The sequence below is a fragment of the Flavobacterium sp. genome (assembly GCF_965262375.1).
Classification (GTDB): Bacteria; Bacteroidota; Bacteroidia; order Flavobacteriales; family Flavobacteriaceae; genus Flavobacterium.
The window spans coordinates 2,021,784-2,036,363 of sequence record NZ_OZ253527.1 but is presented as its reverse complement, the minus strand read 5'-3'; the positions used below and the strand labels follow the sequence as shown (position 1 = coordinate 2,036,363).

17 protein-coding genes are annotated in these 14,580 nt (G+C 33.8%); 16 read left to right on the top strand and 1 reads right to left on the bottom strand.

Annotated features, from left to right (window positions below; translation table 11 throughout):
- The first annotated feature begins 277 nt into the window (after nucleotides 1-277).
- The 16 genes from ACQY29_RS09445 to ACQY29_RS09370 all read left to right on the top strand — a co-directional run bounded on the left by ACQY29_RS09445 (nucleotide 278) and on the right by ACQY29_RS09370 (nucleotide 14,036).
- A complete protein-coding gene (locus ACQY29_RS09445) occupies nucleotides 278-1,096 on the top strand; it encodes an alpha/beta fold hydrolase (protein WP_428224948.1) in 819 nt (272 codons plus the stop codon).
- Nucleotides 1,097-1,108: 12 nt separating this feature from the next.
- Nucleotides 1,109-1,699, top strand: a complete 591-nt coding sequence (locus ACQY29_RS09440; RefSeq protein WP_428224947.1) for a GNAT family N-acetyltransferase — start codon at nucleotides 1,109-1,111, stop codon at nucleotides 1,697-1,699.
- Between the two features lie 39 nt (nucleotides 1,700-1,738).
- The gene (locus tag ACQY29_RS09435; RefSeq protein ID WP_428224946.1) at nucleotides 1,739-2,350 is read left to right on the top strand and encodes a hypothetical protein; all 612 of its coding nucleotides are present in this window, start codon (nucleotides 1,739-1,741) and stop codon (nucleotides 2,348-2,350) included.
- 73 nt (nucleotides 2,351-2,423) lie between these two features.
- A complete protein-coding gene (locus ACQY29_RS09430; RefSeq protein WP_428224945.1) occupies nucleotides 2,424-3,326 on the top strand; it encodes an AraC family transcriptional regulator in 903 nt (300 codons plus the stop codon).
- 414 nt (nucleotides 3,327-3,740) lie between these two features.
- Nucleotides 3,741-5,105, top strand: coding sequence for an oxygen-independent coproporphyrinogen III oxidase (gene hemN / locus ACQY29_RS09425; RefSeq protein WP_428224944.1), 1,365 nt, complete (start codon nucleotides 3,741-3,743; stop codon nucleotides 5,103-5,105).
- Nucleotides 5,106-6,161: 1,056 nt separating this feature from the next.
- Entirely contained in the window at nucleotides 6,162-7,022 is an 861-nt protein-coding gene (locus ACQY29_RS09420; protein ID WP_428224943.1) for an alpha/beta hydrolase, read from the top strand.
- Nucleotides 7,023-7,052: 30 nt separating this feature from the next.
- Nucleotides 7,053-7,466, top strand: coding sequence for a hypothetical protein (locus tag ACQY29_RS09415; RefSeq protein ID WP_428224942.1), 414 nt, complete (start codon nucleotides 7,053-7,055; stop codon nucleotides 7,464-7,466).
- 285 nt (nucleotides 7,467-7,751) lie between these two features.
- Entirely contained in the window at nucleotides 7,752-8,432 is a 681-nt protein-coding gene (locus ACQY29_RS09410; protein ID WP_428224941.1) for a Crp/Fnr family transcriptional regulator, read from the top strand.
- 80 nt (nucleotides 8,433-8,512) lie between these two features.
- The gene (locus ACQY29_RS09405) at nucleotides 8,513-9,103 is read left to right on the top strand and encodes a peroxiredoxin-like family protein (protein WP_428224940.1); all 591 of its coding nucleotides are present in this window, start codon (nucleotides 8,513-8,515) and stop codon (nucleotides 9,101-9,103) included.
- Between the two features lie 216 nt (nucleotides 9,104-9,319).
- Complete coding sequence (locus ACQY29_RS09400; RefSeq protein WP_428224939.1) at nucleotides 9,320-9,709, top strand: thioredoxin family protein; 390 nt, start codon at nucleotides 9,320-9,322, stop codon at nucleotides 9,707-9,709.
- A 4-nt stretch (nucleotides 9,710-9,713) separates the two neighbouring features.
- On the top strand, nucleotides 9,714-10,172 hold the full coding sequence (locus tag ACQY29_RS09395; protein WP_428224938.1) for a YHS domain-containing (seleno)protein: 459 nt from the start codon (nucleotides 9,714-9,716) through the stop codon (nucleotides 10,170-10,172).
- Nucleotides 10,163-10,573, top strand: coding sequence for a DoxX family protein (locus tag ACQY29_RS09390; protein WP_428224937.1), 411 nt, complete (start codon nucleotides 10,163-10,165; stop codon nucleotides 10,571-10,573). Before ACQY29_RS09395 ends, ACQY29_RS09390 begins: the two co-directional genes overlap by 10 nt.
- A complete protein-coding gene (locus ACQY29_RS09385) occupies nucleotides 10,570-11,058 on the top strand; it encodes a DinB family protein (RefSeq protein WP_428224936.1) in 489 nt (162 codons plus the stop codon). Before ACQY29_RS09390 ends, ACQY29_RS09385 begins: the two co-directional genes overlap by 4 nt.
- Nucleotides 11,046-11,756, top strand: coding sequence for an NRDE family protein (locus tag ACQY29_RS09380; RefSeq protein WP_428224935.1), 711 nt, complete (start codon nucleotides 11,046-11,048; stop codon nucleotides 11,754-11,756). Before ACQY29_RS09385 ends, ACQY29_RS09380 begins: the two co-directional genes overlap by 13 nt.
- A complete protein-coding gene (locus ACQY29_RS09375) occupies nucleotides 11,757-12,791 on the top strand; it encodes a D-alanine--D-alanine ligase (RefSeq protein ID WP_428224934.1) in 1,035 nt (344 codons plus the stop codon).
- A gap of 537 nt (nucleotides 12,792-13,328) precedes the next feature.
- Complete coding sequence (locus ACQY29_RS09370) at nucleotides 13,329-14,036, top strand: hypothetical protein (protein WP_428224933.1); 708 nt, start codon at nucleotides 13,329-13,331, stop codon at nucleotides 14,034-14,036.
- Here ACQY29_RS09370 and msrA read toward each other — a convergent pair.
- Complete coding sequence (msrA, locus tag ACQY29_RS09365) at nucleotides 13,976-14,578, bottom strand: peptide-methionine (S)-S-oxide reductase MsrA (RefSeq protein ID WP_428224932.1); 603 nt, start codon at nucleotides 14,576-14,578, stop codon at nucleotides 13,976-13,978. The genes ACQY29_RS09370 and msrA overlap by 61 nt on opposite strands.
- Between the last annotated feature and the right edge of the window lie 2 nt (nucleotides 14,579-14,580).

Sequence of the window (14,580 nt, the reverse complement as noted above, 5' to 3'; positions counted from 1 at the left end):
TATAGTGAAGTTTTTGAATCTAACTTAAAGTAAAACCACGAAGCGCAGTTACACCAGCTCCCGCTGATTGATAACCTAAAAGTGTTACATTGAATACAAACATTTTTTCTTCGTTTAAATAGTTAATAATTTTCGAGTACAAATTTTGCGAATTATTTATTTAATACGCAAATTTTTGAGTAAATTTTTATTCAGTCTAAAAAAGCAAAACTATTCACGTCCAATTTTTTTATCTTGAACACGAACACTAAAAAAGTGCTACATTTATCAAAAAAAAATGCATTTAAACAAACTTGTACTCTTCTTTTTACTTTTCAAATTTAGCCTAGTTGCACAAACCAATTATGGATCAAACAATGGTACTTATACCACCCTACTCGATACCAAAATATATTATGAGACCTATGGAGAAGGCACTCCTATTTTACTCCTCCACGGAGGATTTGGTAGTATTCGTGATTTTGAAAAAGTAATCCCCATTTTATCACAAAACCATAAAGTAATCATCCCTGACGCCCCAGGTTTAGGCAGATCAGCATATGCTTCAAAGCCATTAGATTACGCATTACTCGCTGAATTTAGCGAAAAATTTATTGAAATTTTAAATCTCAAAGAAATCAATGTAATTGGCTGGAGTGATGGCGCTATTACAGCACTTATTTTAGCTCAAAACAAACCAGAATTGGTGAAAAATTTAATCATTGTAGGAGCGAACTATAAATCGGAAGGCTTTAAAAATATAGAAGAAGTAAAAAAATGGTCCAATCCTGAATGGATCGCCAAAAATTGGCCTCGTTGGGTCGCTAATTATCAAAAAATAGATCCCAATAAAGATTGGAAAAGGTACGTAGTGGAAACAAAAAACTATTGGTTTCAAAAACAATATTTCCCTCAATCACATCTAAAAAAATTAAAAGCTAAAACATTAGTTGTTTATGGTGATCAAGACCTGTATACTATAGAACATGGTTTGGAAATTCACAAGGCTATAAAAAATAGTCAATTTTGTGTCCTACCCAACTGTAGTCATGAAGTTTTCGAAGAAAAACCCGAATTAATAAGTCAACTCACTATTGATTTTATAAATAACAAATAATTAAAACAGACCATGCTTGTATTTACACAAGATTACATCTTACAAAACGAAAAAGTCCTTTTACGTCCTTTAATGGAAAGTGATTTTGAATTACTGTTACCCTATTCAGAAAATGAACCTGAAATTTGGCAATACAATGCTTTCGGTGCTAATGGTGCAGAGAATCTTAAAAAATATATACACACGGCCTTAGAGAACAAAAAACTTCAATTGGAATACCCTTTTGCAGTTATTGATAAAAAAACAGGCAAACTCATTGGTAGCACAAGGTATTATGCCATTAATCAGAATTACAATCATTTGGAAATTGGATTTACTTGGTACGGAAAAGAATACCAAGGAAGCTATGTGAATAAGAACTGTAAATATTTACTTTTAGAATTTGCTTTTGAAAAATTAAACGTAAGCCGTGTTGGTTTTAAAGCAAACAATGCCAACTTAAGAAGTATTCAAGCCATGAAAAGTATAGGTTGTCAAGAAGAAGGCATTCTACGTAATTTTGCTACAGATGCAAAAGGACAACGTATTGATGTTATCGTTTTGAGTATCCTTCAATCAGAATGGCAGGAAGAGGTAAAACAAAAATTACAATCAAAAATTTAAAAACTTCTTTTATTTTTACATTTTAAAACTAAAACTATTATGACCAACAAATTTTTCGCTGTAAACGGAAACAAAATTTCTAGTTTATATATAGATGAAGGCGCATTAAAATTATCCAGTCAAGAACATGATACAGCTGAAAAATTTCTTGAAGCTTGGGATAAAAAAATTACCTTAGCTACTAAAACTGAAATTAAATTTGAAAACATCAAATCCATCAGCAAAGAACACCATGACGAGGAAGTAAAAGTAAAATATAAAACTTTTGCTGGTTTATCGATGGATTGTGAATTCAGTTTCACCCATGAAGAAGATTGTGATACTTTCTTGAATCTCATCGAAAACCAGTTACAATTTGAGAAAAAAGAAGCTGTTCTTTCCCCGTTTAAAGCTATACAAGGTTATTTACTAGGATTTGCTTTTACGGTTGGAATGACTTATTTTTCCTACACTGAAGCTCTAGCCTTAGCTGATGGTACAGCTACTGAAGCAACAAGCAGAAAAAGCCGTGGCTTTCAAAACATCATTGGTATGTTAGGCGATAAAGGCGTATTACTTATAGGCGCAGCCATTACAGCTTATATAGGATATCAAATTTGGACGCGTTATAAAAATCCACCAACACAAATTCAATTAGTACCACAAAACTAATCCATATCAAACACGAATATTTTCTAGTTATTCGTGTTTTTTTTTTATATATCCATACAAACATCGCTGTAATATGCAGGAAGAATACCTCAAACGCTTGAATAAAGTTTTTTTATACATCGACCAAAATCTGGACGAAACCTTATCCTTGGAGCAAATAGCTCAAGTAGCAAATTATTCTCCGTATCACTTACATCGCTTGTTTAAAGCAATAACTAACGAAACGCTTCATGAATATATAATTCGAAAAAAAATAGAAAAATCTGCAATTGCACTCCTTAATCGAAAAAAAATGACCATTAGCGAAATTGCTTTTCAAAATGGTTTTAAAAGCGATGCTGTTTTTTCAAGAACTTTCAAAAAAATTTACCAGCAGAGCCCCTCCGCATTTCGGAAAAACAATCCACACCATCTTAGCAAGATGAGTCAAACGCTTAGCAAGATTGGTCAAGAAAACGTCCTACCCAACCCTTACCTTTGTCATGTTAATCAACTTAAAGAATGGACACGTATGCAAGCTAAAATTGAAATCAGAACCAATCCCGAAATGCATTTTGCCTTTGTAACTCAATTAGGGACTGAGGGTATTCCGCAGGCTTTTGAAAAAATAGTTAAATGGGCACAACCTAAGGAACTACTTAACAAGGAGCAACATTACCTTTGCAGAGTTTTTCACGACAGTTTTAAAATCACTGATACTGATAAAGTACGTATGAGTATTGGATTACTCACCCCAAGCCTCACAACAGTTAGCGGTGAAATCAGTAGTACTGTATTAGCTGCTGGTAAAAACATTGTAGGTCGTTTTACCATTGTACCCGTCGAATTTGAAAAAGCTTGGAACAGTATGTTTTTATGGATGACAGAAAACGGATATACAAAAGCTGACCGCAATCCGTTTGAAATCTATTTAAACGACAGTCGCACGCATCCAGAAAACAAATGCATCGTGGATTTGTATATTCCAATCATATGAATTCTATGACCTAATAACTTTAAGCTATTAGGTCATTACAACTGTATTTATTAGCATTCATATAATCTCCTCACTTATTTAGGGTCTGCTGAAAAACTATAATCCTCATAAAAACCAGTAATTCAGAGCTTGAATTTTATTATTAGGTGCAAGGTTTTTACACAAACACCTTCAAAAACCTTGCACCAAAAAATCAAATGTTTGCAATTTATAATTTTTAAACTCAAATTTACAAGCTCTAATAGAATTAATAACTTTCAAAAGTTACTAAAATTGAAGATTTTTAGTAGAAAATGATAGGATTTTACGTTGAGTTAGTTTTTCAGCAGACCCTATTTAAAATCAAAGCTGACAATTATCATTTCCTACTGGCATAAACCGACTTATTTTTGAAATTGAAAAATAGTATTCTATATGGCGATTTCCTTGATTCAAAAATATAATGTCCCAGGTCCACGTTACACCAGTTATCCTACGGTGCCGTATTGGGAAGAAAACAGCTTTAGCTCCCAAAAATGGCAACACACCTTAGTACAATCCTTCAACGAAAGTAACGATACCGAAGGCATTAGCCTATACATACACCTCCCTTTTTGTGAAAGCTTGTGTACCTTTTGTGGGTGTCATAAACGTATTACCAAGCGTCATGAAGTAGAACAACCTTACATTAAGGCAGTACTAAAAGAATGGGATTTATACTGCCAGTTATTTGGCAAAACACCCCTCATCAAGGAAATTCATTTAGGTGGCGGCACTCCCACTTTTTTTTCAACAGAACATTTAACCCAACTTATCTCAGGTATTCTGGCTAAAGCTAAAGTAGCCCCCGAATACGAATTTAGTTTTGAAGGACACCCTAACAATACCACTAGAGAACATTTACAAACCCTGTACGATTTGGGTTTTCGTCGTGTAAGTTTTGGCGTACAAGACTATAGCGAAACGGTACAAAAAGCCATTCACCGCATTCAACCGTTTCAAAATGTAGCCAAAGTAACCTATTGGGCTCGCGAAATAGGATATACTTCCATTTCGCACGACTTGGTGTTTGGATTACCTTTTCAAGGTATAGAAAACATCGTAGATACTATTGAAAAAACCAAATCCCTAGCTCCTGATCGACTGGCATTTTACAGCTACGCCCATGTGCCATGGATAAAAGGCAGTGGCCAACGCGGTTTTAACGACGAGGATGTGCCTAAAGACGAAGAAAAACGCAAACTTTACGAAATAGGCAAAACCCTTTTAGCTAAAAAAGGGTATCACGAAATAGGCATGGATCACTTTGCTAAGAAAAACGACAGTATGTATAACGCCTTTCAGGAAGGCAAATTACACCGCAACTTCATGGGGTATACCGCTTCTAAAACCCAAGTAATGATAGGGCTGGGCGCTTCTTCCATTAGCGATAGTTGGTACAGCTTTGCCCAGAACGAAAAAACCATAGAGGATTATTATGCTCGACTTGATCAAAACGAAATCCCTGTTACTAAAGGACATATTTTAAGCCCCGAGGACCTTATCGTACGCAAACACATCTTAAACTTGATGTGCCAATTTGCCACCTCTTGGGATGCTCAACACTTGTTTTTTAAAGAACTCCCTGAGGTACTTGCCCAATTAGAAGAAATGGAACAAGACGGTTTGCTTATCCTCCAACCCAATGCCCTGACCGTAACCGAAAAAGGCAAACCTTTTGTACGCAACATTTGTATGGCCTTTGATATGCGTTTAAAACGCAAGGCCCCTCAAACACAATTATTTTCAATGACGGTATAAACACTAATATTTGTTAGAATTTTTCAAAAAAAATAAAAATATTCACAGTGTTGTGAGAAATATTTTTGTGGCAAAAAAAATCTAATAGAAATTTTGCCACAAACTTTGTGGCAAAAAAATATTATAAAAAAAATTGACACAAACTTTGTGGCAAAAAAATATAATATTTTTTTTTTTTAATCCAATCACAAGGAACTTGACTTCGGAAAAATCAACACGCAGTTAAGCATATTTTTTTAAAAAAATTTGCACTTATTAAGCTATCAACAAGTTCATAACATGTGTTCTGTATATTCAGGATACACGCAGCAGTTTTCTGAAAATGCTGGCATAAGCTGGTTTGGAAAATCTTACGAATTTTCAATTCGTTTTCCTATTTTTGTAAAAGTCATCGCTTAGAAAATTGTGAGACGTTAGCAAATATTTATTAACCCAATAGACATGAACCAAGGTATAATTATTGCAATTCTCGTTTTTGTATGTTTCATATATCTTTATTTTAAACCTTTAATTCAGTTAGGAAAAGATAGAAAAACTCAAGAATCTTTGATGAATCCAAACGATTTACAGACTGATGATATAATGATATCGTCGAAATATTATAGAAGTATTCTTTATAACTTTGGAAGTGAATATGATTACTTGAAATTTCAGTTTACGAATAACGAAGTATTTGTATTTATGAGAGATTCATTTCCTGGTATTTACCATGGACCAATTCTAATTAAAGAAAAGTCATCTAGAAATTATTCATACTTAGCTAAGCTTAATTTGACAAATTTTTCGGTTAATGGCAATAATGTTAAAATAAGCTTTAGACATAAAAACATAATTAGAATGAGTTATACCTTTAATTTAAAAAATGTAAGTGATAATGACATCAATTTATTAAAATTAAATCTCAGCTAATCACCTAGACTCCCCTGCTCAATAAGAACTGAGAGATCCACTCCTTTTAGCAAAGCGGTATTTTAAAATCCAAATAGCATCAGTTCAGGCTGAAATCGGCGATTACCTACACTACTTTAACACAAACACCATTTGCTCTCTAAAATTATGTATAAAGAAGAACTAATTAAAATAACAACCGATGATTTTGAAGAAATAGCACTATGGAAAGTTTATAATAAAAAAAACAGTAGTAATGTTAACCTATTTCTGACTCATGGTACTTTTTCCAACAAAAAAATTTGCCTCGGCATTTCAGCTTATTTAGTCAATTTAGGTTACATCTGTTGGATAATGGAATGGCGAAATCATGGTGAAAGCGCTAAACCAAAAACAAAATTCAACTTCGAAACTATTGCTCAATTTGATATTAAAGCAGTATTAACATATCTTTTAGAAGATTTAAAAATTAACCAACTTCACTGTATAACGCATAGTGGTGGGGGGATATGCTTAACCATGTGTTTGCTAAACAATGAAAAATGGGTTCCAAAAATTAGTTCCATGACTCTATTCAGTTGCCAATCTTTTGGTGCCTGCCACACTTTTAAAAACAGAATTAAAATTCAAATAAGTAAATTCATTAGTTCCCTACTTGGTTATATTCCTGCAAAAATCATAAAACTTGGTCCCCATAATGAATCATATTTTACCATGAAACAATGGTATAACTGGAATCTGACTAAAAATTTTAAAGGCGATACAGGACTCAATTACCTAGCAGTCATGAAAAACATCAAAATCCCCATCTTATCCATTAGTGGTGAGGCTGATAAATTTATTGCTCCTAAAGAAGGCGTTGCTGCTTTCCTTAATGCCTTTGAAAACTCAAAAAACAAGTTAATTCATTGTTCCATATCAAACGGCTTTGCCGAAAATTACAACCACAGCAGCGTTATTTATTCAAGAAATGCCAGTTTAGAAATTTGGCCTCTAGTAAAAGATTGGATTGAAACTACAAATACCTAGCATTTTTTTTCAATAAAAACCATTCAACTTATGCTAAACTATAAATTTAAAATTGGAACTAAAATCCAATGCAGTAACGAAATACCTACTTCATTAATTGATAGTAAGGGATACGCTTTGAAGTTCTATTGTACTAATTGTCAAACCCCAAATAAATTCCTCATCAAGCCCTATGAAACTGGTTATTCAATCGATCATCTTTTTTTAGAAAACAAGTATATTTCGAAAGCTGAATTATTACAGAATAAAGTCGTACAAATACCTCCAAAGGGATATGAGTATTTGGGAGAATTACTTCTCGATAAAATCAACGCCTTGTATGAAATTTGCAATTGTGCAAACTGTTCAAAAACTTTTATACTCGTTTTTGGCTGTGGTGAATTACAACCAGGAAGGGAAAGTTTGCTTATTTCTGGAATTTGGAATATAGAAAAATCCGACTAATACCCCATTCCCTAATCGAGTAAACTGCATTGCTCAATAAACATAGTAGAGCTTATCAAACTGCTAAAAATAATGATTAGGTACACTTTCATCTTAAACTCTTTGAGATGGTTTGCGTAATAAATGGGGAAAAAATCCTCTTGTTAAAAGTTATTTGAAGTAAGACCCTTTCAAAATATTTATACTTTATGAAACGTTTAACATGATTTTTATTAAATTTCAGTAATTTGTCCCCTTGAAAATAAATACTTTTAATCTTTTAATTTTTAATCTCCTTTCCTGCTTATGTACGACGAACTCAAATACTGGTATCTGCGTGACCACAAACTCTTCCGAGCGTTAAGTATGTCACAACTCAAGCAATTGTGTATCATTACAGGTTTTAAAAAAGCAACAAAAGGAGAAATCATATATTTTTCAGATTCAGAAACCCCTCGAGTTTTTCTTTTGAAAAAAGGGAATATTAAAATTGTATCTGTCGATGAAAATGGCGAAGAAACCATCAAAGACATCATCCTGAAAGGGGATTTGTTTGGGGAACTGACTTTGGAACAAGACAAAACGGTTAATGAATATGCAATGGCGCTTACTGATGAGGTTTCTATTTGCAGTTTCTTGCTCTCTGATTTTGAAAATCTCATGCTCAAACATCCTGATTTGGCGTTGAGTTATACCAAATTTGTGGGTTGGAAACTCAAACGCATCAAAAACAATTATGCTAATTTGATGTCCAAAGATGCTAAAACCCGTTTGAAAACCTTTTTGAAAGAATGGGCAGAACGTGAAGGAAAAATTGAAAAAAACGCTACGATACTTGAAAATTATTTGACCCAAACGGATATTGCGCAGATTATTTGTACTTCTCGCCCCACAGCAACCAAATTACTTATTGAATTAGAAGAGGAAGGACTTATTCAATACACACGAAAAGAAATTTTGATACAAAATATAAACGCTTTGCAATAATTAGCCCGTATTGTAAGCAAGCTTACAAAATACATTTTTCAGCTGGTTTAATTTTACCTTATCATTAAAATAAATCGCTCATGAAAAATGTATTTTTTTATTTACTCCTTTTCCCCTTATTCACTTTGGCTCAAAAGCAAATAGCTACGAAGGCGGAAAATATAAGTCCTTTACTAATAGGTGCTGAAATTCCGAATGCTAAAATTCAAAAAACGGATAGCACTTTTGTTAATGTACACGACCTCACCTCAAAAAAGAAAACCGTTTTAGTGGTGTATCGCGGAGGTTGGTGTCCGTATTGCAACCAACATTTGCGTAATGTAGCAACGGTAGAAGATGAAATTCTTAAACTGGGCTATCAAATTTTGGCAGTTAGTCCTGATGCACCAAAAAAGCTTACCCATACGCTAGACAAAATCGAATTGAAATACACCTTGCTATCTGATAGCGAAGGAAATCTTTTGAAAAATTTAGGCATCACATTCGAAGCGCCCTTGGTTTACAAACCGCTTATCAGTAGCAGTTCGAACAAAAAAAATAAAGAATTTCTCCCAGTGGCCTCCTTATTTGTAATTGATGAAGCTAATAAAATCGTTTTTGAATATATAGCTCCTGATTATAAACATCGAATCTCAGAAAAATTGCTACTAGCCGTTTTGAAAAATTTATAATTTAAACAGAATACGTTTTATAAATCGATACTATTCAAAGTTTCCGTCTGTTTACTATTTTTTTGTAATGATATGAAACAGAAAATGTATCTAGAACTAAACTGATACTTCTCGATACAATTTCCCTTCGTTTCTCTACGGAAAATCACTCGAAGTCACGGATATTCAAATCAGAACCCATTTAAATCAAACTCACGATAATTTAAAAATTTGACCATGAAATTGAAACTCTTAATCCTAATAATACTAAGTCCTTTGTTCGTACTGGGACAAAGCAATGCAAAATCTAAAACGACGCATAAAAATAGTAAACTCGAACAATTTTCCGTTCATAAATTCAATCAATTAATCGCTCAGGAACCCGCTGTACTTGTTGACTTCTATGCCGTTTGGTGTGGTCCTTGCAAAAAACTTGCCCCTATACTCGAAAAAGTAGCAACTGAGAAAAACATCAAACTCATCAAAATTGATGTGGATAAAAATCCAGCATTAGCGCAGAAATTAGGCATTGAAGGTTTACCTACCGTGCATTTTTATCGCAAAGGACAATTAGAGTGGGAAAACTTAGGTTTTATACCCGAAACCGAATTAAATAGTAAATTATAAGGCTATGAAAAAAATATTCATCTTATGTTTTAGTCTTTGCTCGGTTCTTATGTTAGGTCAAAACACCTCCAAAAGAATCAAGCAATTTAATCTAGAAGCAGGTGTTGCCTTACAAGGTTACGATGCCGTTGCCTATTTTAAATCTAACAAAGCATTAAAAGGTAGCGCAGCACTAAGTAGCACCTACGATGGCATACGGTATTTCTTTTCTTCCAAAGAAAACAAAGAAGAATTTGTGAAAAATCCTCATAAATATGAACCGCAATATGGCGGTTGGTGTGCCTATGCTATGGGAACTTCGGGGGATAAAGTAGAGATTAATCCCGAAACTTTCAAAATCATAGATGGTAAATTATATCTTTTTTACAATGCTTTTTTTAATAATACCTTAAAATCTTGGAACAAAGACGAAAAGAATTTGAAATCAAAAGCAGATACAAATTGGAAAAAAACATGGAACTGATAAAAACAAAACCTATAGAACTATCCCTAAAAATAGTCATGACATTGATACTGATTCAAACCCTATTTTTCAAATTTACAGCCAGTCCTGAATCGGTATATATATTTACCAAACTTGATGCCGAACCCTTCGGTAGAATTTCTTCGGGAATTATTGAATTAATTGCAAGTTTTTTAGTATTTTACCATAGGACAAAAATATATGGTTTTCTACTAATTTTTGGAACCATGACCGTGGCCTTGCTGTCGCATATTTTTGTGCTAGGCATAGTAATCATGAACGATGGCGGTCTTCTTTTTATATTAGGAAGCTTTTGTTTTATCGTTAGTGGCTATTTCTGTTTTAAATATAAAAATGATTTTACCCCATTTATCAAACCTATAAAAAAGAACGGACTATGAATTTTGCCTCTACCAAAAACACCTTGAAAGAACTGAAAGACGTCATATCTCAAATCACTGACGTAGAATTTACAACGCCTATTCCTGCATTGAGTCAAGCCACAATAGGTGAACATTGTCGTCATATTATTGAATTGTATCAAGCTTTGCTCCATAGTTATACCACTGATGTTTTGAATTATGACAACAGAGCGCGAAACGTGAGCATACAAACCCAAAAGATAACCGCTATAGATGCTATGGAACAAATTTTAGAGGCTATCGAAAAAAACGATAAAAAAATCATGTTAGAACATCTCATTTCAGGGGTACCTACCGTGATGGAAACTACTTATTTTAGAGAAGTTTTATACAATTTAGAACATTGCATTCATCATCAAGCCTTGATAAAAGTAGCCTTAATACAGTTGGGCACCATTACTGTTTCGGAAAATTTTGGGGTAGCACCCTCCACCCTTGAATATCGTAACGCATGTGCACAGTAAGTTTTGTTTATAGCCATGGCAAAGTCTTCATCACCTCGAATCGAGATGAAAAAGTAGCACGCCCTAAAGCTATTATTCCTAAAAGTTATAGCGGTAAATGCAAAAACCTTTTTTTTCCAAAAGATGCCAAAGCGGGAGGTACTTGGTATGTGATTGATGACAAAGGAAATGTGATGGTACTTTTGAATGGAGCAGATGAAAAGCATCAACCCAGAACAAATTATCGCAGAAGTCGCGGGCTCATTGTCTTGGATATTTTTGACACCCCTGATTGTATAGCGGCTTGGGAAAACATTGATTTAAATGCAATAGAACCTTTTACTTTGGTGGTTTATTTGGATAAAAAACTCTACCAACTCCGATGGAATGGTGAAGAAAAATCAAAAAAAAAACTCGATGAAAAAGGGAATTACATTTGGTCCTCCGCCACCTTGTATCCGCTGGAAATTAGAAAAGAAAGAGAATTTTTATTTCAGGATTTCATCATAAGTAAAAGTTTAATTACAGCTAATGAAATGATTGATTTCCACCAATATACAAAAGAAGAAGATAGCGACAATGGTTTAGTCATCAACAGAAACAACACCTTGCTTACCTTAAGTATTACGCAAACATGTATTGACCAAAATAAAATAACATTTATCCATAAAGATTTAGTAGCACAACAAACCTACCAAAACAATTTTATCCTGATTTAAATGCGACTTTTTTTACATAAACTCACCCACTGGGAATATTGGCCTTTTCAAGTAGTTTATATTCCCATTTATTTTCAATGGCTATATTATGCATGGCGTGCTAGGTCGTTGTTCTTTTTCAATGCTGTAAATCCAAGTATCAAAAATGGAGGTTTTTTTAATGAAAGTAAAAAAGAGATTTATGATTTGATTCCCCAACAATATTATCCCAAAACCAATTGGGTTGAGGCTTTTATCCCTTTTCAAAACGTGCAAGATTTGGTGGAACAGACTTCCCTCCCCTTTCCATTTATTGTAAAACCAGATGTTGGTTTGCGTGGAAGTGCGGTAAAACGCATTCACAATTGGGAAGAACTGAAAATATACCATGAGAACGCCAATTTCAATTATTTGATTCAAGACTTGATTCCTTACGCCAATGAAGTCGGTATTTTTTATGTTCGCTTTCCTGATGAAGTTAAGGGAACCGTTACTGGTATTGTGGCCAAAGAATTTATGATAGTAACGGGCGATGGTTCAAGCAGTTTAGAAATGCTCATAAAAAAAGACCCTCGATTTGAATTGCAATTAGAGGTTTTGCGTAAAGAACTAAATGAAAAAATTCACGAAGTACTCCCACAAGGCGAACAGATAAACTTGGTTCCTTATGGAAACCATTGTCGCGGGACAAAATTTGTGGATGTCAGCCACAAAATATCCCCAAAACTCATTGAAACCATTGATGCCATGTGTCAACAAATAGATGGTTTTTATTATGGACGAATGGATATTATGTACCAAACTTGGGAGGAATTAGAACAAGGCAAAAACTTTGCAATTGTAGAATTGAATGGCTCTGCTAGTGAACCCACACATATTTACGACCCGAAACATTCAATTTTCTTTGCTTGGAAAGAAATTGCACGGCATATCCGTTATTTATTCAAAATTAGTCAGCAAAATCATAAAAAAGGAATTCCTTATTTAAACTACAAGGAAGGTGTAGCAGAATATAAAAAACATCAAGAACATAGTGAATTGATAACTCAAGTTTAGAAGTACTTTTAAGGTAGTCAAGAGAATTTAAAAAATAAAACACAGATTAGCACAGATTAACACAGAAAATAGTATCAAGAATTTTAAATTCAACACGAATTACACTAATTGTTGAATTTGATTTCACAGAGTTACACAGAGTAAAGCACAAAGTCTTACAAAAAGTTACTTGTATTAACTTTACGAATTTCGCGGTTAAAAAATCGTGTTCTTTGTGCCTTCTTTATGTTCTTAGTGGTTAAAAAAATCTCATTTCAACACGAATCACACTAATTGTCACTAATTGTTGAATTTGATTTCACAGAGTTACACAGAGAGTAACCTGCGAACTTTGCAGTTAAAAATTAGTGTTCCTTGTGCCTTCTTTATGTTCTTAGTGGTCAAAAAAACTGTTTCCAACACGAATCACACTAATTGTCACTAATTGCTGAATTTGGTTTCACAGAGTTACACAGAGAGTAACCTGCGAACTTTGCGGTTAAAAATTAGTGTTCCTTGTGCCTTCTTTGTGTACTTCGTGGTTAAAAAAAAAAGAAAATGTTAAAAAACCTCAGCATAGGATTCTTAGTTAGCTTTATCGGTTCGATACCGTTGGGCTACCTCAACGTGATAGGCTTACAGTTTTATCAAGAAAATCATATCACTCCACTAATAACCTATCTTATCGGTGTGGTACTGATTGAAGTGGGCGTGATTTACCTGACATTAAAAGGAGCTAGTAGATTAGCCTATCACCACAAATGGAAGAAAGCAATAAGCCTTTTCAGCATCGCTTTCCTTTTCATCTTATCCTATAGTTTTTACGAAATACCTCAAAATGAAACTACATACACTGCAAAAGACTTGACAAGTTTGCAATTTGCACCAATTTTGGTTGGGTTATTGCTAAGTGCTTTAAATGTGGCTCAATTCCCTTTTTGGTTCAGTTGGAATCTATACCTTATCAATCAAAAGTATATAGATTCCTCAAAAAAAACAATCCCATTTTTCTTACTCGGAGCCGCAATAGGAACTTTCCTAGGGATGTTGGTTTTAATTTTAAGCATCCATAAAACCATTGATTACACTCAAACGAAAGCGAGTTTTTTTAATTATTTATGGGTATTGTTTTTAGGATTAGGTATCATTCAATTACTTGTATTTATAAAAAAAAGAATCAGTAAAAAACCGACTCCTTTAATAACTTATTTGCTCCTTTTCAACCTATCCTTAAACACCTTTTCAAACTTTTCTAACTTAGGTTGAATTACGTATTGGCAATAGCTTTTCGACTTATTGTTTTCAAAATAGTTTTGATGATACGCTTCAGCTTTGGTAAAACGATTTAAGGGTTCTAAAGTAGTGACTAACTTAGCTCGATACGCTTTAGAAGCATTTAACTGATTGATAATTTCCTGTCCCGCTTTCTTTTGAATAGCATTGGCATAAAAAATTACCGAACGATATTGTGAACCTTCGTCCGCGCCTTGACGATTTAACGTAGTGGGGTCATGCACGGTGAAAAATACTTTGAAAATCTCATCTAAATTTGTTTTAGAACTATCATATTTAATCTGCACTACTTCTGCAGCACCAGTGTTTCCTGAACAAACTTCTTCATACGTTGGATTAGACATATTGCCTCCCGCATAACCTGATTCGGCTGAAATAACGCCGTCAAGGTTATCAAAAACAGCCTCAATACACCAAAAACAGCCCCCACCTAACGTAATCGTTTCTATTTTAGGTTTAGATTGACCAAAACCAATTATTGAAAACAGAAATAACATACACATTGATTTTTTCATCT

What these genes read in the sequence shown, in the direction of transcription:
- ACQY29_RS09400 (WP_428224939.1), top strand. Translation starts at nt 9,320, where the DNA reads ATGAAATTGAAACTCTTAATCCTAATAATACTAAGTCCTTTGTTCGTA.
- ACQY29_RS09435 (WP_428224946.1), top strand. Translation starts at nt 1,739, where the DNA reads ATGACCAACAAATTTTTCGCTGTAAACGGAAACAAAATTTCTAGTTTA.
- ACQY29_RS09405 (WP_428224940.1), top strand. Translation starts at nt 8,513, where the DNA reads ATGAAAAATGTATTTTTTTATTTACTCCTTTTCCCCTTATTCACTTTG.
- ACQY29_RS09385 (WP_428224936.1), top strand. Translation starts at nt 10,570, where the DNA reads ATGAATTTTGCCTCTACCAAAAACACCTTGAAAGAACTGAAAGACGTC.
- ACQY29_RS09410 (WP_428224941.1), top strand. Translation starts at nt 7,752, where the DNA reads ATGTACGACGAACTCAAATACTGGTATCTGCGTGACCACAAACTCTTC.
- ACQY29_RS09375 (WP_428224934.1), top strand. Translation starts at nt 11,757, where the DNA reads ATGCGACTTTTTTTACATAAACTCACCCACTGGGAATATTGGCCTTTT.
- ACQY29_RS09420 (WP_428224943.1), top strand. Translation starts at nt 6,162, where the DNA reads ATGTATAAAGAAGAACTAATTAAAATAACAACCGATGATTTTGAAGAA.
- ACQY29_RS09395 (WP_428224938.1), top strand. Translation starts at nt 9,714, where the DNA reads ATGAAAAAAATATTCATCTTATGTTTTAGTCTTTGCTCGGTTCTTATG.
- msrA (WP_428224932.1), bottom strand. Translation starts at nt 14,578, where the DNA reads ATGAAAAAATCAATGTGTATGTTATTTCTGTTTTCAATAATTGGTTTT.
- hemN (WP_428224944.1), top strand. Translation starts at nt 3,741, where the DNA reads ATGGCGATTTCCTTGATTCAAAAATATAATGTCCCAGGTCCACGTTAC.
- ACQY29_RS09440 (WP_428224947.1), top strand. Translation starts at nt 1,109, where the DNA reads ATGCTTGTATTTACACAAGATTACATCTTACAAAACGAAAAAGTCCTT.
- ACQY29_RS09380 (WP_428224935.1), top strand. Translation starts at nt 11,046, where the DNA reads ATGTGCACAGTAAGTTTTGTTTATAGCCATGGCAAAGTCTTCATCACC.
- ACQY29_RS09445 (WP_428224948.1), top strand. Translation starts at nt 278, where the DNA reads ATGCATTTAAACAAACTTGTACTCTTCTTTTTACTTTTCAAATTTAGC.
- ACQY29_RS09390 (WP_428224937.1), top strand. Translation starts at nt 10,163, where the DNA reads ATGGAACTGATAAAAACAAAACCTATAGAACTATCCCTAAAAATAGTC.
- ACQY29_RS09370 (WP_428224933.1), top strand. Translation starts at nt 13,329, where the DNA reads ATGTTAAAAAACCTCAGCATAGGATTCTTAGTTAGCTTTATCGGTTCG.
- ACQY29_RS09430 (WP_428224945.1), top strand. Translation starts at nt 2,424, where the DNA reads ATGCAGGAAGAATACCTCAAACGCTTGAATAAAGTTTTTTTATACATC.
- ACQY29_RS09415 (WP_428224942.1), top strand. Translation starts at nt 7,053, where the DNA reads ATGCTAAACTATAAATTTAAAATTGGAACTAAAATCCAATGCAGTAAC.